This is a genomic window from Micromonospora sp. NPDC003241 (genome assembly GCF_053589795.1).
Map to the genome: position 1 here is coordinate 1 of NZ_JBSFSO010000041.1, position 20,472 is coordinate 20,472.

A 20,472-nucleotide genomic window follows, 5' to 3' on the forward strand; every position below is an offset into this window, starting at 1 on the left:
TACGGAAACGCCCCGGGCAGATGCCCGGGCACGAACCGCAACCAACGGGCCTCGGAACGCACCCCGAGCAGCACCTGCGCGACCGCCAGAGTGAGCAACTCCGCGTCGGACAACTTCGGCGGCCGTCCAGTCCTGCGAGGCCGTCCGAGCCAATCGTCGATCTTCACGTACAGTGCGGTCAGAAGGGTGTTGAGGTCTGTCGTCACAAACGGATCATCAACACCCTTCGCCTATGCCCACACCCCGGGGCCGTTAGGACTTACTCGTCTAGGGCTGCTCGCCTCCCCTGTCTGGCTGGACCCGCCGCCGCCCGGCTGGACCCGCCGCCGCCCGGCTGGACCCGCCGCCGCCCGGCTCGGCTCGCCGATCATGGAGTAGTGGTCGACGACTCGTGAGTGTTTGACCTGTTATGGCGGTGCCGCAACCCCATGATCCACGGGGTGGGTGCGGGGGTGCGGGAAGATGGGCGGGGGTGGGAGGAGGGGCGGATGTCCTGTGTGGTGACCGGCGGTGGGCGCGGGGTCGGGCGGGGGATCGTGGAGCGGCTGCTCGCTGCGGGTGAGGCGGTCGTGATCGTCGAGCGTGATGGCGACGCGGTGTCCTGGGTGGAGCAGCATGCGGCGAACGGGCGGCTGACGGCGGTGGTCGGTGACGCGGCCGACGAGCGCGTCGCCGGGCGCGCCGCCGACCTGGCCGAACGAGCCGGGCCGCTCACCGGCTGGGTGAACAACGCGGCGGTGTTCCGGGACGCGTCGCTGCACGACGCCCCGGTCGGCGAGGTGGTCGACCTGATCACCCGCAACCTGCGCCCTGCCGTGGTCGGCGCGGCCACCGCGGTACGCCGATTCCTGGCCGCCGGCACCGACGGCGCGATCGTGAACGTCTCCTCCCACCAGGCCGCTCGCCCGGTGCCCGGCTGCCTGCCGTACGCCACCGCGAAAGCCGCCATCGAGGGGCTGACCCGCGCGCTCGCGGTCGAGTACGGTCCGCATGGCATCCGGGCGAACACGGTCGCCCTCGGCTCAGTGAGCACCGAACGGCACGAGGCGTTCCTGGCAGCACAGACACCGGAGCAGGCGGGACGGGTCGAGGCGGACCTACACCGCCTGCACCCGGTGGGCCGGATCGGCCGCCCGCAGGACGTCGCCGAGGTGGTGGCGTTCCTGCTCTCCCCGGCGGCCGGCTTCGTCACCGGCGTCACCCTGCCGGTCGACGGCGGACGCGCGGCCCTCGGTCTCGATCCGGAATCCCGCTGACCCGGGCCGGTCGCGGCAGCGCCTGCCTCGCCAGCCCCGCCCTGTTGCCGGTCGCTCTCCAACGATGAACCGTGCACGTCCTTCCGGTCGCAAGATCACGCTCGATCCGGGATTGAGTGGTGTCCGAGCGCGACGATGACCACTCGATCCAGGATCGAGCGTGGCCAACGCCGAAGAGCCCTCCGGTGCGGCTGGAGGGCTCTTCGTGCGCCCGATGAGGGGACGGCATCGCCGGGCTGCACGGCCGGTTCGTGTGGTGGATCAATCGGCCGATCGAGGTGGGTGGCAGGACCGTGCGGAAGCAGCCTCGGTTCGGCGGGTCCGGCCATAGCACGAACGATGCGTGATCAGGGCGTTGTCCACAGGCGCCGGGTTATCCACAGCCGGGGCGATCGACGGCGGCACGCGTCGGGCTCGCCGTCCTAGCCTCACGCCGTGCCCAATGACGACGAGGAGACGGTGGTCCGGGACCGCCTATGGCGGCTGATGCCCGGCACGGGAGCGGGCGACGCACACATGCCTGCCGGCCGGACTGTCCCGGCAGTGGCAGACACCGGCCCGACGCCCTCGCGTGTCACCGGCCCGGAAACGCACAACCTCCCACCGGCGTCGTCGTCGCTGCGGCGTACCCCGATGGAGTGGCCGACCGTTGCGCTGCCCGTGCACGCCACCACCGGCCCCGAGTTCTCGTCGAACACCGGGACCCACGCCACCGGCCCGCCGACCACGTCGACACCTACCGCCACCGTGGTCGCCGATCCGTACCCCGCTTCGGAGCGCACCGGCCGGTCCAGTGCTGAGGATCAGGCGGACGTCGACGCGACGCCCGCGCCGTCCCGGCTGCCGGGTCCCGGGGCGTTCGACCCCGGGCGGCGCGGGGTCCGGGTGCTCGCCGTCGTCGCCGTCCTGGTCGTGGTCGTCGCCGCCGTCTGGGCGTGGCGGTCCCGTCCGCAGGTCGAACCGGTCGTCACCGTCACCGGTCCCAGCGGTGCCGCCGACGTCGAAGACCCGTCCGGCCCGGCCGACGGCGAGTCGACGAGTGACCCGTCGGCCGTACCCGCCGGTGAGGTGGTCGTCGCCGTGGCGGGCAAGGTGCGTCGGCCGGGTCTGGTGCGGCTCCCGGCCGGGGCACGGGTGGCCGACGCCGTCGAGGCGGCCGGTGGGGCGTTGCCCGGGGTGGACGTGGCGATGCTGAATCCGGCCCGCAAGGTGACCGACGGCGAGTTGATCGTGGTCGGCGTACCGGCGCCCACGCCTGCCGCCCCGGCCCCCGGTGCTGCCGTGCCCGGTGCCGGACCCGGCGGACGGGTGAACCTGAACACCGCCACCCTCGCGCAACTCGACGCGCTGCCCGGCGTGGGACCGGTGCTCGCGCAGCGGATCATCGAGCACCGCGACCAGCGCGGCGGCTTCCGTGCCGTCAGCGACCTGCGCCAGGTCAACGGCATCGGCGACGCCCGGTACGAGGAGCTGAAGGACCTGGTGACGGTGTGACGGCCGACGCGAAGGTCCCCGATCTGCGGCTGGCCGGACTGGCCGTGGCGGCCTGGCTCACCGCCCTGGCCGGCCTGCACCTCACCGCTGCGCGGACACTGCTGGTGGCCGTGGTGGCGGCGGCCGTGGCCGTGCTGGTCGCGGTGCACCTGCTCGGGTTCGTCGGGCGGCAGGGTGCCCTCGCCCGTCGCTACGGCTGGATCGCGGTGGCGGTGTTGATCGGGATCGTCTGCGGCGGCGCGGCGACCTCGGCCCGACTGGCGGTGCGGGACGCCGGCCCGTTGCGCGCCCTGGTCGAGGACGGCGGGCACGTCACCGCGGAGCTGGTCGTCCGGGACGATCCCCGGGCGCTACGCGGCGGCATCGTCGGCCGCCCGCCGACGCTGCTGGTGCCGGCCCGGCTGGTGACCGTCACCGGGCCGGCGGGGCAACGGGTCACCGTGCCGGCCCGGGTGCTGGTGCTCGCCGACGACCCCGCCTGGCGCGGGTTGCTGCCGGGGCAGCGCATCACCGCCGAGGGCCGCCTGACCGAGCCGCGCGGCGGAGACCTGACCGGCGCGGTGCTGCTGGCCGAGGGGGAACCCGTCCGGCTCGGGTCGGCGTCGGTGCTGCAACGGGCCGCCGGGCTGCTGCGGGCCGGTCTGCAACGCGCCTGCGCGCCGCTGCCCGACGACCCGGGCGGCCTGTTGCCCGGTCTGGTCGTCGGCGACACCAGCGAACTGCCCGACACGGTGGAGGAGGACTTCCGGGCCACCGGCATGACACATCTCAACGCGGTCTCCGGTTCCAACGTCGCGATCGTGGTGGGGGCGGTGCTGTTGGCGGCCCGCTGGGCCCGGGCCGGGCCGACGCTGGCCGTCGTGCTCTGCGGGCTCGCCCTGGTGGGCTTCGTCATCCTGGTCCGGCCCTCGCCGAGCGTGGTGCGGGCGGCGACCATGGGCGCGATCGGACTCGCCGCGCTGGCCACCGGCCGGCCCCGGGCGGCGGTGCCGGCCCTGGCGGCCGGGATCGCGGTGCTGGTGCTCGTCGACCCGGACCTGGCCGGGGACGCCGGGTTCGCGCTGTCGGTCCTGGCCACCAGTGGTCTGCTGCTGCTCGCGCCACGGTGGCGCGACGGGTTGCGCCGACGGGGCGTACCGGCGGGGGCGGCCGAGGCGCTGGCGGTGCCGGCCGCCGCGCAGTTGGCCTGCTCCCCGGTGATCGCCGGTCTGTCGGGCACGGTCAGTCTGGTCGCGGTCCCGGCGAACCTGCTGGTCGTGCCAGCGATCGCCCCGGCCACGGTGCTCGGGGTGCTGGCGGCGACGATCTCGCCGGTCTGGCCCGCCGGTGCCCAGGCCGTCGCCTGGCTGGCGCACTGGCCGGCGTGGTGGCTGGTGCTGGTGGCCCGGCACGGGGCCCGCGTCCCGGCCGGCAACCTGCCCTGGCCGGGTGGGGTGTCCGGAGCGCTGTTGCTGGCGGCGCTGACCGTGGCCCTGCTGGTGGCGGCGCGGTGGCCGGTGGTGCGTCGTCTGGTGGCGGTGCTCACCGCCGCCGTCGTGGTCGGCACCCTGCCGGTGCGGGTGGCGGCACCCGGCTGGCCGCCGAAGGGGTGGGTGGTGGTCGCCTGCGCGGTCGGTCAGGGTGACGTCGTGCTGCTGCCGGTGGCGCCGGGGCGCGCCGTCGTGGTCGACGCCGGTCCCGATCCGGCGGCGGCGGACGCCTGTCTGCGACGGCTCGGCGTACGGCGGGTGCCGCTCCTGGTGGTGAGTCACTTCCACGTGGACCACACCGGGGGAGTGGCCGGGGTCTTCCGGGACCGTCGGGTGGACACGGTGGTCATACCCCGCTGGCCGGAGCCGGCGATCGGGCGGGATCTGGTGCACGACACGGCCGCCGCAGAGGGCACGCCTGTGGTGGCCGCCCCGGCCGGGTGGCGGTATGCGGCGGGCGCGGTCGACCTGGTGGTCCTCGGTCCGCCCTATCCGATGCGGGGGACCAGGTCCGATCCGAACAACAACTCCCTGGTGCTGCGGGCCACCGTGGCCGGGGTGCGGATCCTGCTCGCCGGGGACGCGGAGACCGAGGAGCAGCAGGCGTTGCGGGATCACCTGCCGCCGGACGGGCTGCGGGCCGACGTGTTGAAGGTCGCCCACCACGGCAGTGCGTACCAGGATCCGGCCTTTCTGGACGCGATCGCACCGGCGGTCGCGTTGGTGCCGGTGGGCGCGGGCAACACCTACGGACATCCCAACGAGGCCGTCCTGGCCCGGTTGAGCCGGGGCGGGGCGTGGGTGCTGCGGACCGACCTCGACGGGGACGTGGCCGTGGTGGTCGGGCCGTCCGGGCTGGCCGTCGTGTCGGGGGGAGTGGACCTGACCAGGGCAAACCGATGAGCGAATCCGACTTATGGAGAAAGAAGGCTAATTGGATATATGTCTGGATTTGCGCTGAGTGCGGGGTCTGCCAGCACAGTACCGACGAGCAGACTGGACCTCGCCGCAGAGCGTGCGAGTATGGGCGGCGTGACCGCCGCCAATGCCGCTCCCATTGTGCTCGTCCTCGGCGACGAGGAGCTGCTCGCCACGCGTGCGGTGGCCGAAACCGTCGCCGCCGCCCGCGCCGCCGACCCGGGTGCGGACGTGCGTGAGTACCAGGCGGGGCAGCTCACCGTGGGCGAGATCGACGAGATGCTGAGCCCTTCGCTGTTCGGCGGACGTCGGGTGCTGGTGCTGCGGTCCGGTCAGGACGCCCGCAAGGACCTGACCGCCGCCCTGCTGGCGTACGCGAAGAATCCCGACCCCGAGGTGCAGCTCGTCGTCCAGCATCTCGGCGCGGCCAAGGGCAAGGCGTTCGCCGACGGGTTGAAGGCGGCCGGTGCGCAGGTGCTGCCGGCCACCAAGCTCAAGGGACACCGCGATCGGGTGGCCTTCGTGCGGGACGAGTTCCGCCGGGCCGGGGGGCGCTGCACCGACGACGCGGCCGAGGCGCTGATCGCGGCAGTCGGGAACGACCTGCGGGAACTCGCGGCAGCCTGCTCGCAGCTCATCGCCGACACCGACGGCCGGATCGGCGCCGACACGGTCTCCCGCTACTACCGGGGTCGGGTCGAGGTGAGTGGCTTCACCGTCGCCGACGCCACCATGGTCGGTGACCTGCCCGCCGCCCTGGAGGCGTTGCGCTGGGCGCTGCACGTCGGGGTGGACCCGGTGCCGATCGCCGACGCCCTCGCCGACGGGATCCGCACCGTGGCCCGGGTCGCGTCGGCCGGTCGGGGCAGCCCGTACCAGCTCGCCAGCAGCCTGGGCATGCCGCCGTGGAAGGTCGAGCGGGCCCAGCGACAGGCGCGGGGCTGGACGCCGGACGCACTGGTCGAGGCCATGCGGGCGGCGGCCGAGTGCAACGCGGCGGTGAAGGGTGGCTCCGACGACCGGGCGTACGCGCTGGAGAAGGCGGTCTTCTCGGTGGCCGCCGCGCGGCAGCAGGGCGGCGCCAGATGAGCGGAGCCCTCCGTGGCTCCTGGGCCACGATCCCGGCCGACGAGGAGCGGTATCGACCGCTCTATGCCCGGGTGCTCGGGCTGCGTGTCGTCAACCCGGGTGGAGTGCTCTGCTTCCTCTTCTTCGAGGGCGCGATCGCGTTGGCCGCCCTGCTCGTGCTCGCCGAGCTGGTGAAGTGGTGGGCGGTGCTGGTGCTGCCGGCGGCGGTGGCCGTCATGGTCAAGCTCAACGACCTGGTGGCGGCCGTGGTGGTCCGCTCCGCGGCAGCCGTGCCCGAGCAGGAACGCGACCGGTTCCGCAAGCAGATGGAACCCGTGGTCGGGCGGGCCCGGGTCGACTGGCTGCCGCACACCGTGCCCGGCGTCGTGGTCCGGTCGGAGCCGCTGCCCGCCGTGGACCCGTCGTCACCGACGCGTCCGCCCGCCCCGCCCGCACCCACTCTGCGGCCGGCCCGCCCGGAGGCCACGGGCACGACGTCGGCCGGTAGCGGCTCGATCGGATCGGCGAACGCCGGATCGGCGAACGCCGGATCGGCGAAGGCCGGCTCATCGAAGGTCGGTTCGGACGCCGCGTCACCGCGCCCACCGGCGCCGGAAACGTCCAAGGCGCCCGGACGTCGCCGCCGTACCTGCGAACCCGGTTCCTGATCCAGCACCGCCCGACGACCCCGAAGACCTGGCCGACGCAGAAGGCGGGCGAGGGCGGCTGAGGCTGTGCACCGGGCCGGGCTGACAAGATCGGTTACGCCCGAGCCGGGCGGAGACGCGCGGAAGCCCCGGGGCACTGCCCCGGGGCTTTCCGTCAGTCTGAGGTCGCTGTACTCAGGCAGCGAGCGACGTGACGCGCTTGGCGATCGCCGACTTGCGGTTGGCGGCCTGGTTGGCGTGGATCACGCCCTTGCTGGCAGCCTTGTCCAGCTTGCGCGAGGCGTCCTGCATGAGGGTGGTGGCCTTCTCGACGTCACCGGCCTCAGCGGCCTCGTGGAACTTGCGGATGGCGGTCTTCAGCGACGACTTGACCGACTTGTTACGCAGCCGGCGCTTCTCGTTCTGCCGGTTGCGCTTGATCTGGGACTTGATGTTCGCCACGCGACAGCCTCGTCTTGATAGCTCGGGTTGGTCAGCTTGTGCGCGCGACGACGAGCATGCGTCATCGCTGCGCGAAAAGCCAGGCTACCAGGTCGGTCGGCACGGGCCAAAACAGCCCTCGTGGGCAGGTGCCGCGCCACCGGGCGTGGTCAGGACCAACCCCGCCGACGGGCCAGCCACCCGAGCGCCTGTTCGCCGGTCCACCGCTGGTGTGTCGGTAGGTGGGTCGACGCGGTCGGGGGCGCCGACGCGGCGGCGGTGAGGTGGTAGCCGGCCAGGGCGGCCAGGGTCACGTCGAGCGCGTCGTCGGGTGCGTCGGCGACGGTCGGGTGGGCGGCGAAGAGGGCGTCGGCGTCGAGGCCCGAGGCGTACCCGGTGATCAGCAGGTTGACCAGGTCGAACCAGGCCGGGCCGTGGCAGAGCCAGGTCCAGTCGCAGAACCAGGCGGCGCCCGCCACGTCGATCAGGACGTTGTCCGCCCGCAGGTCACCGTGGGTCAGCCCGGTCGTGGCGGCGGCGTACCCGGGGAGCCGGGACTCCAGCGCGGCCAGGTCGGCGACCCGGCCGCGCAGCGGTTCGGGCAGCGGCGGCACCGGTTCGCGACCGGCGGCGACCTCGCCCCACCAGAGGATGTCGTCGCGGGCGAGGTCGGCGAGCCGGGGCAGCCCGAGGGCGACCAGGCCAGGCGGCGGGTCGATGAGCGCGGCGGCGAGGTCCGCGTACCCGGCGAGGGTGTCGGCCAGTTCGGCCGGGTCCCAGGGCAACCGGGGGAGGCGGCCGTGGATCGGTTCCAGGCAGAGCGCGTACCAGTCGGCCTCGAACAGCGTCCAGCGCAGGCGCGGGGCGGGGAGACCGGCGGGCAGGCGGGCGAGGATGGCCGCCTCGCGGGCGTACCAGTCGACCAGGTGCGGCTGCTCGGCGCGGGACGCGGCCTTGACGAAGGCGGTGCCGCCGTCGCCGGTGCGCAGCACCGCGGCGAAACCCCGGGTGAACCCGGCACCGGCGGTCTCGGCGGCGACGACCGGGGCGCCGAGCCGGTCCGACAGCGCGGCGCGGACCGCCTCCGGCAGCGTGTGCCACGGCGGGCGTTGGGCGGTCGCGTGGTACGCCACGGGCGGCGGGGCCGGGTTGCTCACCCCGACCATGCTGCCCGGTACGGCGTCGCCGCCGTGCGCCGCGCGCCGGACTCGTCGGGTCCCGCCGCTGTCCCACCTGTCTGCCAGACTGCCGGGTCATGAGGACCGAGGACTTCTGGCAGCTGATCGACCGGGCCCGCGCCGGTGGCGGAGAGCCGGACGCCATCGCCGCCCGCGCCGTCGCGCTGCTCGCCGCCCGCGACCCGGAGGAGATCGTCGGGTACGCAGAGCACCAGCGGCGGGTGCTCGCCGCCTCCTACCGGGTCGACCTGTGGGGCGCCGCGTACATGATGAACTACGGCGCCTCGGACGACGGCTTCGAGTACTTCCGGGGTTGGCTGATGACGCGGGGCCGGGAGGTCTTCGCCCGCGCGGTCGCCGACCCGGACTCGCTGGCCGAGTTGCCGGAGGTCCGGGCGGCCGCGCTCAGCGGCGAGGAGTTCAAGTGCGAGGACATGCTCGCTGTGCCGTGGGACGCGTACCGCAAGGCGACCGCGTCCGATATGCCGGTGGTGCGTGAGGCGGCGCGGACGCCGGACCTGAACGACTTCTGGGACTTCGACGACTCCGACGAGGCCCGGCGGCGGCTGCCCCGGCTGGCCGCCCTCTTCGTCGAGCCGCCGCCGGAGTGAGTCCGGGTTCGCCCGCGCGGCGGTCGTCCGCCGGGGACGTGGGAGCATAGAGGGGGCCGGCGGTGCCGGCCCGCTCACGTCAGCCGACCAGAACGGACCGCTGTGCCACCGACGCTCGATCCCGGCGCGAACGCTCCTGGTGCCACCGACCCGGCGCGGATCAGGAACTTCTGCATCATCGCCCACATCGACCACGGGAAGTCGACCCTGGCCGACCGGATGTTGCAGCTCACCGGTGTGGTCGACCCACGGCAGATGCGCGCGCAGTACCTCGACCGGATGGACATCGAGCGCGAACGCGGCATCACCATCAAGAGCCAGGCCGTGCGCATGCCGTGGACGATCCGCGAGGGCGAGCGGACCGGCGAGCAGGCCGTGCTCAACATGATCGACACCCCGGGTCACGTGGACTTCACCTACGAGGTGTCCCGCTCGCTGGCCGCCTGCGAGGGCGCCGTCCTGCTGGTCGACGCCGCGCAGGGTATCGAGGCGCAGACGCTGGCCAACCTGTATCTGGCGCTCGAGAACGACCTGCACATCATCCCGGTGCTCAACAAGATCGACCTGCCCGCCGCGCAGCCGGAGAAGTACGCCGAGGAGTTGGCCCACCTCATCGGTGGCGACCCGGCGGACTGCATCAAGGTCTCCGGCAAGACCGGTGTCGGCGTGCCGCACCTGCTCGACGAGATCGTCCGGCAGTTCGTCCCGCCGGTCGGCGACGCCGACGCCCCGGCCCGCGCGATGATCTTCGACTCGGTGTACGACGTGTACCGGGGCGTGGTCACCTACGTCCGGGTGGTGGACGGGCGGATCAGCGCCCGGGACCGGATCAAGATGATGTCCACCGGTGCGGTCCACGAGCTGCTGGAGATCGGCGTCATCTCGCCGGAGATGGTGAAGTCCGAGGCGCTCGGTGTCGGCGAGGTCGGCTACCTGATCACCGGTGTGAAGGACGTCCGGCAGTCCCGGGTCGGTGACACGGTCACCATCAACGGTCGGCCGGCGGCCGAGGCGCTCGGCGGGTACAAGGATCCGAAGCCGATGGTCTACTCCGGCCTGTACCCGATCGACGGGTCGGACTACCCGGCGCTGCGCGACGCGCTGGACAAGCTCAAGCTCAACGACGCCGCGCTCACCTACGAGCCGGAGACCTCCGGCGCGCTGGGCTTCGGGTTCCGCTGCGGCTTCCTCGGCCTACTGCACCTGGAGATCATCGGGGAGCGGTTGGAGCGGGAGTTCAACCTGGACCTGATCTCGACCGCACCGAACGTGGTCTACCGGGCCATCCAGGAGGACGGCGAGGAGATCGTCGTCACCAACCCGAGCGAGTACCCGACCGGCAAGATCGCCGAGGTGTACGAGCCGACGGTGCGGGCCAGCGTGCTGACCCCGAACGACTACGTCGGTGCGGTGATGGAGCTCTGCCAGGGTCGCCGGGGCAACCTGCTCGGCATGGAGTACCTCTCCGCCGACCGGGTGGAGCTGCGCTACACGCTGCCGCTGGCCGAGATCATCTTCGACTTCTTCGACCAGCTCAAGAGCCGTACCAAGGGTTACGCCTCGTTGGACTACGAGCCCACCGACGAGCAGGCGTCCGACCTGGTGAAGGTCGACATCCTGCTGCACGGCGAGCCGGTGGACGCGTTCAGCGCGATCGTGCACAAGGACAAGGCGTACGCGTACGGGACCACGATCGCCGCGAAGCTGCGCAACCTGATCCCGCGCCAGCAGTTCGAGGTGCCGATCCAGGCCGCCATCGGCAGCCGGGTGATCGCCCGGGAGACCATCCGGGCGATCCGCAAGGACGTGCTCGCCAAGTGCTACGGCGGTGACATCAGCCGTAAGCGCAAGCTGCTGGAGAAGCAGAAGGAGGGCAAGAAGCGGATGAAGATGGTGGGCCGGGTCGAGGTCCCCCAGGAGGCCTTCATCGCGGCGCTCTCCTCCGACTCCGGCGACGGCAAGCAGGCGGGCAAGAAGTAGTCGCCGCCCGGTGCCGGGCCGGTGGGTCCGGCACCCGGCCGCGACGTGCGCGAATGGTGGCGGCATCGACCGGCGACATGGCCGGGATGCATCCGGTGGTGCTCCGATCGGTTTGGGAATTCGGCGTCGAGGGAACTGACTCGCCCGACAGAAAACCCCGCCGAATGACATCTTCTGCTGAGGAGGGCCACCATGGAGCTCACCGTCTGGGGCATCATCACCGCACTGTTCGTGGGTCTGATCATCGGCGCGCTGGGCCGCCTCGTGGTCCCGGGCCGGCAGGACATGCCGATCTGGCTGCACATGGTCATCGGTGTCGGCGCCGCGCTGCTGGGTACCGTCCTCGCCCGGGCCGTGGGTATCGCCACGGTGACCGCCGGCATCGACTGGGCCGAGCTGCTGGTGCAGGTCGCGTTGGCTGCGATCGCCGTGGCGCTGGTCGCGGGCGTGGGCAGCCGTCGCCGTGGTGTGACCCACCGGTAGACACCCCCATACGCCTTCGCGGGCGCCCGGCCGTCTGGCCGGGCGCCCGCTGGCGTCTGCCCACCACCCCGACCGTCGGAGGTTAGGAAGGGTCCCTTCCTATGCACGAGGCGTTAGCAGGGGACCCCTCCTTGCCAGCCGGGCGCCGGCGGCGTCCGGCGGATCGCCCTTGCCGAGCTGCGTGAACCGCACTTCTGGGTGATCTCGTGCCGTCTGGGCGCAGAAACTCGGTTTGGGGTTCGATGGGGTCGGGAAATAGCTCTGTCGACGACAGAAAAACCACGAAAACCGTGGGAAGTCTTTTGTAAAGGAGAACGACCATGGAGCTCACCGTCTGGGGCATCATCACCGCGCTGATCGTCGGTCTGATCATCGGCGCGCTGGGACGCCTGGTGGTGCCGGGCCGGCAGCCGATGCCGATCTGGCTGCACATGGTGATCGGTGTCGGCGCCGCGCTGCTCGGCACGGTCATCGCTCGCGCTTCGGGCTTCGCCGAGACCGCCGGCATCGACTGGCGGGAGCTCATGCTCCAGGTGCTGCTGGCGGCCGTCGCGGTGGCGCTGGTCTCCGGGGTGGGCCGCAGCCGCCGGGGTGTCACCCGGTAACAGCTGAGTCTCGAAAGGCGCCCGACCGTCGAGGTCGGGCGCCTTTCGTTGTCGTACGCCCCGGTTTGCCAGTCGCGTACCCCCTCCTCGCCGCTGCGTCCTGCGATACCGTCGGGCCCGCCCACTGTCGTAAAGGAATCCTTCGTATTAGGGTGCGACGGAGAAGGTTAATGCCAGGCGGGAGGGAAGTCGCGTGAACAGGTGGAAACGGCTGGTCCCGGTCACCGCCGTGGTGGCCACGACCGCGATGGTGCTGGCCGGATGCGGTGGCTCCGGTGACGACGCGGCAGACACCAGCAGACTGACGGTCTGGATGATGGGCGAGGGCAGCGAGGCGCAGACCGCGTTCCTCGACGCCGTGGAGACCGAGTTCCGCACCACGCACCCGGACACCGACGTGGTCGTGCAGTACGTCCCCTGGCTGGAGGCGCCCAAGAAGTTCCAGGCCGCGCTCGCCGGTGGCGAAGGCCCCGACATCACCGAGCTGGGCAACACCGAGACGCAGGGCTGGGCGGCGCAGGAGGCCCTCGCCGACGTGACCGACCGGATGAACGGCTGGGCCGAGGGCAAGGACATCCTGCCCGACCTGGTGCGCAACGCCCAGCTCGACGGACGGCAGTACGGCGTGCCGTGGTACGCCGGAGTCCGGGGCATCTACTACCGCACCGACTGGTTCGCCGAGGCCGGCGTGCAACCGCCGAAGACCTGGGACGAGCTGGTGGCGGCGGCCAAGGCGGTGCAGGCCGTCAAGCCCGGCACGTACGGCATCGCCCTGCCCGGCAACTCCGAGCTGCCGTTCTATTCGTTCCTGTGGGGCGCCGGCGGTGAGATCGCCACCCAGCAGGGCGACACCTGGACCTCCGGCCTGACCTCGCCGCAGGCGCAGCAGGCGGTGAAGTTCTGGACCGACCTGGTGACCGTGCACAAGGTCGCCCCGCCGGCCGCCGCCGGGTGGAACGAGATCGACGCGCGGACCCAGTTCGCCACCGGCAAGGCGGCGATGGCCTTCGCCGGGAGCTGGCAGCAGGGCGCGATCGCCAAGGACAACCCGGAGATCGAGAAGGTCTGGGGCACCTTCCCCATCCCGAGCCCGGACGGCCGGCCCGCACCCGCCTTCGCCGGTGGCTCCGACCTGGCCGTCTGGCAGGACAGTCAGCGTCAGGACCTCGCCTGGGACTACCTCACCGTCCTGCTGAACAAGAAGAACGCCCAGGAGTTCGCGGACAGCCTCGGCTTCTTCCCGGTCTACTCCGACCTGGTGGGCGGCGACCGGTACGCGAATGACAAGATCATGGCGGCGTTCGCGACCACGATGCAGAACACCAAGCTCACGCCGCTCACCCCCAGGTGGGTCGAGGTCAGCCGGACCAAGACGGTGACCCAGGCGATGAACAGCTCGGTCATGAAGGGTCAGAAGACGGTCGCACAGGCCACCGCCGAAGCGGCCGCGGAGATGGAAAGCATCCTCAACGCCAAGTGACCACGCTGACCGAGACGCCGGAGGCCGCCGCCGCACGGGAGACCCCCGTGCGGCGGCGCCGCCGAGTGGACCGCCTGCCGTACCTGCTGTTGCTGCCCTGCCTGGTGATCATCGGCGTCCTGCTGCTCTGGCCGCTCGGCCAGGTGGTGGTGATGTCCTTCCACCGGCTGGACAACGTCCGCCAGCTGCGCGGCGACCGGGACTGGCCCTGGGTCGGGCTGGGCAACTACGCCCAGATCCTGGGCGATCCGTTCTTCTGGACCGTGCTGCGCAACACGGTGCTGTTCGCCGCGGCCAACGTGGCGCTGACGATGGTCCTCGGCACCCTGGTCGGGCTGTTGCTCAACCGGTTGGGCCGACGAATGGCGGCGTTCGTGGCGAGTTGCGTGATGCTCGCCTGGGCCACCCCCGCGCTGACCGGCACCATCGTCTGGAAATGGATCTTCAACGACACCAGCGGGCTGGTCACCTGGGCCTTCAACGCGCTGCCGGACGGGCTCTCGCAGGCTCTCTTCGGCCGCACCGACTGGACCGGGTACGGCTGGTTCAACTCCCCGCTGCTGTTCTTCGCGATCCTCACGTTGGTGGTGGTCTGGCACTCCTTCCCGTTCGTCGCGGTCAGCGTGCTGGCCGGGCTCAAGAGCGTGCCGAGCGAGCTGCACGAGGCGGCCCGGGTCGACGGTGCCGGGCCGTGGCGGGTGTTCTGGCAGATCACCGTGCCGTTGCTGCGGCCGGTCTTCGGCATCCTGGTGGTGCTCTCCACGATCTGGGACTTCAAGGTCTTCACCCAGTACTACGTGCTCGCCGGGGGCACCCAGGACCGACCGACCTTCATGCTCTCCGTCTACTCGTACGCCGAGGCGTTCTCACCCCCGCCCAAGTACGGCCTCGGCGCGGCGGTCGCGGTGATCCTCACGCTGATCCTGCTGGTCGTCACCGGGGTGTACGTGCGGATGGTGCTCAAGCAGGAGGAGGAGGCGTGACGGCCGACACGGCACCCGCCGCCGGGCGTACCCCGCAGGACGCCGAGGCGCGTACCCCCGCGCGCCGGAGGGGGAGCGGTGGGCGGCGCAGCCGTACCGTCCGGCGGATCGCCCTCAACGGCGCCGGCCTGCTGGTGGCGCTCTTCGCCGCCTTCCCGGTCTACTGGATGGTCACCACCTCGCTCAAGCCGAGCAGTGAGATCTTCGCCAGCACCCCGCGCCCGCTGCCGTCCGAGCCAACGCTGGCGCACTATCGCCAGATCCTCACCGGGAACCTGATCCCCGGGGTCAGCTACACCGACTTCTTCCTGAACAGCCTCCTGGTCGCGGTGACCACGGTGCTGCTGAGCGGCCTGGTGGCCCTGCTCGCCGCCACCGCCGTGGCCCGGTTCCGCTTCACCCTCCGGACCAGCTTCCTGATCATGCTGCTGGTGGTGCAGATGATCCCGCTGGAGGCGCTGGTCATCCCGCTGTTCCTGATGATCCAGCGGCTCGGCCTCTACAACACCCTGCCCAGCCTGATCCTCACCTACCTGGGCTTCTCGCTGCCCTTCGCGATCTGGATGCTGCGCGGGTTCGTCGCCGCCGTACCCAAGGAACTGGAGGAGGCCGCGGCGATCGACGGCGCCAACCGGGCGCAGATCTTCCGCCGGATCCTGTTCCCGCTGGTGGCGCCGGGCCTGGTCGCGACCAGCATCTTCTCCTTCATCGTCGCGTGGAACGAGCTGATCTTCGCGTTGACCTTCATCAACCGGCAGGACCGCTACACCTTGCCGGTGGCGATGACCTTCTTCTTCGGGCGCGACGAGACCGCCTGGGGGCCGGTGATGGCCGCCTCGACGCTGTTCACCCTGCCGGTGATCATCTTTTTTCTGTTGGTGCAACGGCGGATGGTCTCCGGCCTGGTGGCCGGCGCGGTCAAGGGATGAGCCGGTCGTAGGCTGGCCGGTATGACGGGGAAACTGATCTCGGTGAACCTCGCGGTGGTCACCGAGGCGGCCTGGGCCGGTGACGCCAGCGGACGCAGCGGCATCGACAAGCGGCCGGCCGCCGAGCGGGTGACCGTACGCGCCGAGGAGGTGGTCGGTGACTTCATCGGCGAACGGGCCCACCACGGCGGTCCCGACCAGGCGGTGTACGCGTACGCCACGGAGGACGCGCAGTGGTGGGCGGCGGAGTTGGGGCGGGACGTGCCGCCGGGGCGCTTCGGCGAGAACCTGAGCACGCTCGGGGTCGACGTGACCGACGCGGTGATCGGGGAGCGGTGGGCGATCGGGTCCGCGCTGTTGCAGGTGACCAAGCCGCGTACGCCCTGCCGGACGTTCGCCGGGTTCTGGGGCGTACCGGATCTGATCAAGCGGTTCACGGTGCGCGCGGCGCCCGGGGCGTACCTGCGGGTGCTGCGGGCCGGGACGGTGGGTGCCGGCGACCCGGTCGAGGTGGTGCACCGGCCGGCGCACGGGGTGACCATCGGTGAGGTGTTCCGGGCGCTGAGCCTGGAGCCCGCGCTGCTGCCCCGGCTGCTGGACGCCGACGACCTGCCCGAGTCGACCCGCGCCAAGGTGCACCGACGCCTGCGTACGCCCACCGGCTGACCGCCGCCGAACGCGCTGCGCGCCGAACGCGCTGGGATGCGCGCCGGACGTGCTGCGGCGCGGCTGGATGTTAGGAAGGGTCCCCTGCTATGCACCAGGCGTTAGCAGGGGACCCCTCCTTACATCAGGTCAGCGGAGCCAGGGGATGTTGCGGTTGAGCTGGCCGCGCTCCTTGAGCTCCTTGCGCAGCGGGATCTCGTCGTCGATGTAGCCGTCCCAGTTGATGCCCCAGTAGTTCGCGGTGTGGGTGCCCTCACCGCAGAGCTGGCGCTGCACCGGCGTGCGGTTGTTCCACCACTCGCCGTTCTGGTCGATGTGCAGCTCGTCCAGCGGGCGGATCCACCGGTAGGTGTAGCCCACGAAGAGCATCTTGCGGGTGATCGCCGACAGGTTCGTCGACCGCGAGTGCCACTGGCGGCGGTCGAAGATGAACGCGTCACCCGGGTTGGCGGTGATCTCGACGGTGCCCTCCGGGTCCGGGTTGTGCACCGTGGTGTCCGCCGGACGGGGCAGCGAGTTCCACAGGTGGCTGCCCGGGATCACCTTGGTCGCGCCGCGACCGTTCTCCGACAGGTCGGAGAGCACGTAGGCGACCTTCAACGAGAACATCGGCCGAGGCAGGTTCGGGTCCATCGTCTCCGGGTCGGAGTTCTGCCGGTACCCGTCCTGGTGCCACCCCCAGTACGGCTTCTCCGGCTCCAGCGCCGGCGGGGTGACGTCGAGGTGGTTGTGGTGCGAGTAGATGTTCCACCCGGCCAGACCCCACATGTACGGGAAGGCGATCGGGTGGGTGAGCAGTTCACCGAAGAGCTCGTCGCGCTCGAGGAAGCCGAGCAGGTGCAGGGTGCCGTCCTTGGTGGTCTTGCCCTTGGCCTTCTCCTCCTCGTACACCCGGTCGACCGCGGCCTCGAGAGCGGCCCGGTGGTCCTCGGTCAGGACGTTGCGCAGCAGGAGAAAGCCCTGCTCGTGGAACTCCTTGCGATCGACGTCGCTGATCGGTTCGTAGCCGGTCCGGTCGCCGTAGTCGAATGCCACGTCGTACCCCTCCCCAAGAGGTGAAACCAATTTCGGGCACAGGCCGCCGATCGTAACTCTCGTCGACACGCCCCGGGGAGTGCCCCGGGGCCTTCCCGTCGACATCGCGACCGACGGCGGCGGATCAACTGCGGAGAGTCACGATCGATCGCGCCCGACGGGGGATAGGGGCGAATAGCCGGTTTTCGCGGTGACTGCGGGTAAGGAGATCGAGGTCTTTCAGACGTCGGCGTGGACCTCGGCGAAGACGTGCGAGTCGCTGCGGTCCTGCTCCGGCAGCCGCTTCCAGGTGCCGCGCTTGGCGGTCCACTCCCGGCCGTCGAAGGTGACCCGCTTCACCCCGTGCTCCTTGGCGTGCGAGACCATCCAGTGCGCGTACCGCCAGCCGGCGCGCTCACCGTCGGCGGACGTGGTCAGCCCGACGGGGCTCTCCACGAAGTCGCTGAGCCCCCAGTCGAGCGTCAGCCCCTCGGCCAGCTTCGCGATCGCCGCCGCGCCGCGCAGCACCGGATCGCCCCCCACCGTGCAGGTGACCGCCGTGGTGGCGTCGCCGAGCAGCGCCCGGGTCAGCACCTCCGACTCGTCGGCCCACTTCTCGTACGCCTCCGGGAAGGCGGAGCGCTGCACCTTCTGGGCGGCGTCGGTGACCCGCATGTCCTCCCAGCCGCGCACCTTCTTCAGCGCCGCGTAGAACTTCCGGGACGCGTACCGGGGGTCGCTGATCTGCTCCGGTGTGCCCCAGCCCTGGCTCGGCCGCTGCTGGAACAGCCCCACCGAGTCACGGTCGCCGCCGGCCAGGTTGCGCAGCCCGGACTCCTGGTACGCGGTGGCCAGCGCCACCACCACCGCCCGCTCCGGCATCTTGCGCTGGGCGCCGATCGCCGCGATCGTCGCCGCGTTGGCCATCTGCTGCGAGTCCAGCGTCACCTCACCGTCGGCCTGCACCGTGCACGCCCGACCGGCGAACGGCAGCCGCAACTGCTCACCGACCTGCCGTAGACCGAGGACGATCCCGATCACGGCGATCAGCACGAGGACCACGAAACCCGTCACGACTGCCCGAGTCCGCACCCACACCTCCCGGTATCAAGGTCCGCCAAGCGTACGTCCCGCGTCGACCGGTACGAGCGCTCCGACCGGTTTCCCCCGTCGTCGGTGCCCGATGAGGTTCCCCGGGGCAGCGGTTCCTCACCTGTCGAGTTCGGCGACCCATCGGGGTGGGCGCTTCTCCCGGAACGCGGTGACCCCCTCGATGCCGTCGCCGGACAGGAAGTAGCCGGTGGACAGCGCGGACAGCTCCGCCAGTTCGGTGCGCAGGTCGGCGCCGGCCGGGCGGCGCAGCAGGTCCTTCGCGCCGGCCAGCGCCGTCGGGGCGCCACGCACCAGCGATTCGAGGTAGCGCCCGACCGTGGCGTCCAGCTCGTCGCCGGGCACCGCCGTGGTGACCAGGCCGATCTCGGCGGCCCGTCGGCCGTCGAAGGTGTCGCCGGTCAGGTACAGCTCGGCGGCGGCCCGAGGGAGCAGCCGGGGCAGCACCGTCGCCGAGATCACCGCCGGGATCACCCCGATCCGGACCTCGGTGAAGGCGAAGGTGGCCTCCGCCGCGCAGACCGCCAGGTCGGCCGCGGCGATCAGGCCCAGGCCGCCGGCCCGTGCCGGACCGGCCACCCGGGCCAGCACCGGCTTCGGGCACTCCCGGACCGCCGCGAGCACGTCACCGAGCATCCCGGCGGGCACCGTGCCGCTGGCGTACGCCGCCGCCGTCTCCTTCAGGTCCGCCCCGGAACAGAAGACCGGGCCGGTGTGGTCCAGCACGATCACCCGGACCGCGTCGTCGTCGACCGCGGCAGCCAGCCCGGCCAGCAGTTCGGTCATCAACGGGGTGGAGAGCGCGTTGCGGTTGTGCGGGCTGTCCAGGGTGAGGGTGGTCACCCCACGGGCCGTGGCGACCCGCACGAACGCGTCGGGAGAGGTCATGTGAGGGCACACTAGTGGCCATGCCCGGCCTCCTTCCAGCAGGCGAACCCGTACCCGCCGACGGGTCGCTGCCCGCCTCCGCCCGCGCCCGCGTCGGGCACCAGGGCTTCGGCGTGTACGTGCACGTGCCGTTCTGCGCCAGCCGCTGCGGCTACTGCGACTTCAACACGTACACCGCCGAGGAGTTGGGCGGCGGCGTGAGCCGGGAGGGGTACGCCGACACGGTGCTCGCCGAACTGGCACTCGCCGCGCGGGTGCTGGGCGAGACGCCGCCGGGCCGGGTGGAGACCGTCTTCGTCGGCGGCGGCACCCCCACCCTGCTGCCCGCCGACGACCTGGCCCGCATCCTCGACGCGATCGACCGCACCTGGGGGCTGGCCGCCGACGCCGAGGTGACCACCGAGGCCAACCCGGAGTCGGTCGACCCGGTCTCGCTCAAGGAACTGCGGGCAGCCGGCTACACCCGGATCTCGCTCGGCATGCAGTCGGCCACGCCCGGGGTGCTCGCCGTGCTCGACCGCCGGCACCGGGCCGGTCGCGCACCGGCCGCCGCACTGGAGGCGCGCGACGCCGGGTTCGCGCACGTCAACCTGGACCTGATCTATGGGACGCCGGGGGAGCGGGCGGAGGACTTCGCCGAGTCGCTGGCCCATGTGGTGGCGGCGGGCGTCGACCACGTCAGCGCGTACGCCCTGATCGTCGAGGACGGCACCCGACTGGCCGCGCGGATGCGACGCGGCGAGCTGCCGTACCCGGACGACGACGTCGCCGCGGAGCGTTACCTGGCCGCCGAGGCCGCTCTCGACGCGGCCGGTTTCTCCTGGTACGAGGTGTCCAACTGGGCGCGGACACCGGCCGCCCGGTGCCGGCACAACCTGCTGTACTGGACCGGCGGCGACTGGTGGGGCCTCGGCCCGGGCGCGCACAGCCACGTCGGTGGCGTGCGCTGGTGGAACGTCAAGCATCCCCGCGAGTACGCGAGCCGGCTCGCCGCCGGTGAGTCTCCCGGGAAGGCCCGGGAGGTGCTCACCGACGGCGAGGCACACATGGAGGACGTCATGCTCCGGCTGCGGCTCGCGTCCGGGCTGCCGCTGGACGTCCTCGACGAGGCCGGTCGGGCGGCCGCCGCGCGGGCGGTGGCGCAGGGACTGCTCGCCGCGCCGGCCCACGCGGCCGGCCGCGCCGTCCTCACGGTGCGCGGCCGGCTGCTCGCCGACGCCGTGGTGCGGGACCTGCTGCCCTGACGAGCGCC

18 protein-coding genes and 2 pseudogenes are annotated in these 20,472 nt (G+C 71.9%); 14 read left to right on the forward strand and 6 right to left on the reverse strand.

All coding sequences use genetic code 11. From position 1 onward, the window contains the following. A pseudogene (locus ACWDVW_RS25595) lies at positions 1–206 on the reverse strand (IS982 family transposase); the annotation flags it as partial. 282 nt (positions 207–488) lie between these two features. Between ACWDVW_RS25595 and ACWDVW_RS25600 the strand changes: the two are divergent. The 5 genes and pseudogenes from ACWDVW_RS25600 to ACWDVW_RS25620 all read left to right on the forward strand — a co-directional run. Beyond that, positions 489–1,256 carry an SDR family NAD(P)-dependent oxidoreductase gene (locus ACWDVW_RS25600; protein ID WP_449953535.1) on the forward strand — a complete coding sequence of 256 codons (768 nt, stop codon included), beginning with the start codon at positions 489–491 and terminating at the stop codon, positions 1,254–1,256. A gap of 435 nt (positions 1,257–1,691) precedes the next feature. Next, the gene (locus ACWDVW_RS25605; protein WP_449953538.1) at positions 1,692–2,750 is read left to right on the forward strand and encodes a helix-hairpin-helix domain-containing protein; all 1,059 of its coding nucleotides are present in this window, start codon (positions 1,692–1,694) and stop codon (positions 2,748–2,750) included. Next, positions 2,747–5,122, forward strand: coding sequence for a ComEC/Rec2 family competence protein (locus tag ACWDVW_RS25610; RefSeq protein ID WP_449953540.1), 2,376 nt, complete (start codon positions 2,747–2,749; stop codon positions 5,120–5,122). The genes ACWDVW_RS25605 and ACWDVW_RS25610 overlap by 4 nt, the downstream gene beginning before the upstream one ends. Before the next feature lie 120 nt (positions 5,123–5,242). Further along, the gene (holA, locus tag ACWDVW_RS25615; RefSeq protein ID WP_449953543.1) at positions 5,243–6,226 is read left to right on the forward strand and encodes a DNA polymerase III subunit delta; all 984 of its coding nucleotides are present in this window, start codon (positions 5,243–5,245) and stop codon (positions 6,224–6,226) included. Continuing rightward, a pseudogene (locus ACWDVW_RS25620) lies at positions 6,223–6,657 on the forward strand (hypothetical protein); the annotation flags it as partial. The gene holA and the pseudogene ACWDVW_RS25620, both read left to right, overlap by 4 nt. Before the next feature lie 390 nt (positions 6,658–7,047). Here ACWDVW_RS25620 and rpsT read toward each other — a convergent pair. Then, complete coding sequence (rpsT, locus tag ACWDVW_RS25625) at positions 7,048–7,314, reverse strand: 30S ribosomal protein S20 (RefSeq protein ID WP_117229515.1); 267 nt, start codon at positions 7,312–7,314, stop codon at positions 7,048–7,050. Positions 7,315–7,463: 149 nt separating this feature from the next. Further along, a complete protein-coding gene (locus ACWDVW_RS25630; RefSeq protein ID WP_449953545.1) occupies positions 7,464–8,459 on the reverse strand; it encodes a phosphotransferase family protein in 996 nt (331 codons plus the stop codon). A gap of 89 nt (positions 8,460–8,548) precedes the next feature. Between ACWDVW_RS25630 and ACWDVW_RS25635 the strand changes: the two genes are divergently transcribed. The 8 genes from ACWDVW_RS25635 (at position 8,549) to ACWDVW_RS25670 (ending at position 16,208) form a co-directional block, all read left to right on the forward strand. After that, on the forward strand, positions 8,549–9,082 hold the full coding sequence (locus ACWDVW_RS25635) for a DUF4240 domain-containing protein (RefSeq protein ID WP_449953548.1): 534 nt from the start codon (positions 8,549–8,551) through the stop codon (positions 9,080–9,082). Between the two features lie 102 nt (positions 9,083–9,184). Further along, entirely contained in the window at positions 9,185–11,062 is a 1,878-nt protein-coding gene (lepA, locus tag ACWDVW_RS25640) for a translation elongation factor 4 (RefSeq protein ID WP_449953551.1), read from the forward strand. Between the two features lie 192 nt (positions 11,063–11,254). Continuing rightward, a complete protein-coding gene (locus ACWDVW_RS25645) occupies positions 11,255–11,545 on the forward strand; it encodes a GlsB/YeaQ/YmgE family stress response membrane protein (RefSeq protein WP_449953554.1) in 291 nt (96 codons plus the stop codon). Positions 11,546–11,865: 320 nt separating this feature from the next. Continuing rightward, entirely contained in the window at positions 11,866–12,150 is a 285-nt protein-coding gene (locus tag ACWDVW_RS25650) for a GlsB/YeaQ/YmgE family stress response membrane protein (protein WP_396698784.1), read from the forward strand. A gap of 193 nt (positions 12,151–12,343) precedes the next feature. Continuing rightward, positions 12,344–13,630, forward strand: a complete 1,287-nt coding sequence (locus ACWDVW_RS25655) for a sugar ABC transporter substrate-binding protein (protein WP_449953558.1) — start codon at positions 12,344–12,346, stop codon at positions 13,628–13,630. Then, positions 13,627–14,613, forward strand: coding sequence for a carbohydrate ABC transporter permease (locus tag ACWDVW_RS25660; protein WP_449953561.1), 987 nt, complete (start codon positions 13,627–13,629; stop codon positions 14,611–14,613). The genes ACWDVW_RS25655 and ACWDVW_RS25660 overlap by 4 nt, the downstream gene beginning before the upstream one ends. 107 nt (positions 14,614–14,720) lie before the next feature. After that, positions 14,721–15,542 (forward strand): carbohydrate ABC transporter permease, encoded by an 822-nt coding sequence (locus ACWDVW_RS25665; protein ID WP_449953647.1) that lies wholly within the window; start codon positions 14,721–14,723, stop codon positions 15,540–15,542. A 21-nt stretch (positions 15,543–15,563) separates the two neighbouring features. Beyond that, positions 15,564–16,208 carry an MOSC domain-containing protein gene (locus tag ACWDVW_RS25670; protein WP_449953564.1) on the forward strand — a complete coding sequence of 215 codons (645 nt, stop codon included), beginning with the start codon at positions 15,564–15,566 and terminating at the stop codon, positions 16,206–16,208. Between the two features lie 129 nt (positions 16,209–16,337). On the opposite strand, the gene ACWDVW_RS25675 is transcribed toward ACWDVW_RS25670, so the two are convergent. The 3 genes from ACWDVW_RS25675 to ACWDVW_RS25685 all read right to left on the reverse strand — a co-directional run bounded on the left by ACWDVW_RS25675 (position 16,338) and on the right by ACWDVW_RS25685 (position 19,220). Continuing rightward, positions 16,338–17,243, reverse strand: coding sequence for a phytanoyl-CoA dioxygenase family protein (locus tag ACWDVW_RS25675; protein ID WP_449953565.1), 906 nt, complete (start codon positions 17,241–17,243; stop codon positions 16,338–16,340). A 219-nt stretch (positions 17,244–17,462) separates the two neighbouring features. After that, complete coding sequence (locus ACWDVW_RS25680) at positions 17,463–18,320, reverse strand: hypothetical protein (RefSeq protein ID WP_449953568.1); 858 nt, start codon at positions 18,318–18,320, stop codon at positions 17,463–17,465. A 111-nt stretch (positions 18,321–18,431) separates the two neighbouring features. After that, positions 18,432–19,220: an enoyl-CoA hydratase-related protein gene (locus ACWDVW_RS25685; protein ID WP_449953571.1), complete on the reverse strand. Its 789-nt coding sequence runs from the start codon at positions 19,218–19,220 to the stop codon at positions 18,432–18,434. 20 nt (positions 19,221–19,240) lie between these two features. Here ACWDVW_RS25685 and hemW point away from each other — a divergent pair, with 20 nt between their 5' ends. Continuing rightward, the gene (gene hemW / locus ACWDVW_RS25690; protein WP_449953573.1) at positions 19,241–20,464 is read left to right on the forward strand and encodes a radical SAM family heme chaperone HemW; all 1,224 of its coding nucleotides are present in this window, start codon (positions 19,241–19,243) and stop codon (positions 20,462–20,464) included. Positions 20,465–20,472 lie beyond the last annotated feature (8 nt).

Coding starts and splice junctions, on each gene's coding strand:
- ACWDVW_RS25600 (WP_449953535.1), top strand. CDS start 489: ATGTCCTGTGTGGTGACCGGCGGTGGGCGCGGGGTCGGGCGGGGGATC.
- holA (WP_449953543.1), top strand. CDS start 5,243: ATGGGCGGCGTGACCGCCGCCAATGCCGCTCCCATTGTGCTCGTCCTC.
- ACWDVW_RS25630 (WP_449953545.1), bottom strand. CDS start 8,459: ATGGTCGGGGTGAGCAACCCGGCCCCGCCGCCCGTGGCGTACCACGCG.
- ACWDVW_RS25635 (WP_449953548.1), top strand. CDS start 8,549: ATGAGGACCGAGGACTTCTGGCAGCTGATCGACCGGGCCCGCGCCGGT.
- ACWDVW_RS25645 (WP_449953554.1), top strand. CDS start 11,255: ATGGAGCTCACCGTCTGGGGCATCATCACCGCACTGTTCGTGGGTCTG.
- ACWDVW_RS25650 (WP_396698784.1), top strand. CDS start 11,866: ATGGAGCTCACCGTCTGGGGCATCATCACCGCGCTGATCGTCGGTCTG.
- ACWDVW_RS25670 (WP_449953564.1), top strand. CDS start 15,564: ATGACGGGGAAACTGATCTCGGTGAACCTCGCGGTGGTCACCGAGGCG.
- ACWDVW_RS25685 (WP_449953571.1), bottom strand. CDS start 19,220: ATGACCTCTCCCGACGCGTTCGTGCGGGTCGCCACGGCCCGTGGGGTG.
- hemW (WP_449953573.1), top strand. CDS start 19,241: ATGCCCGGCCTCCTTCCAGCAGGCGAACCCGTACCCGCCGACGGGTCG.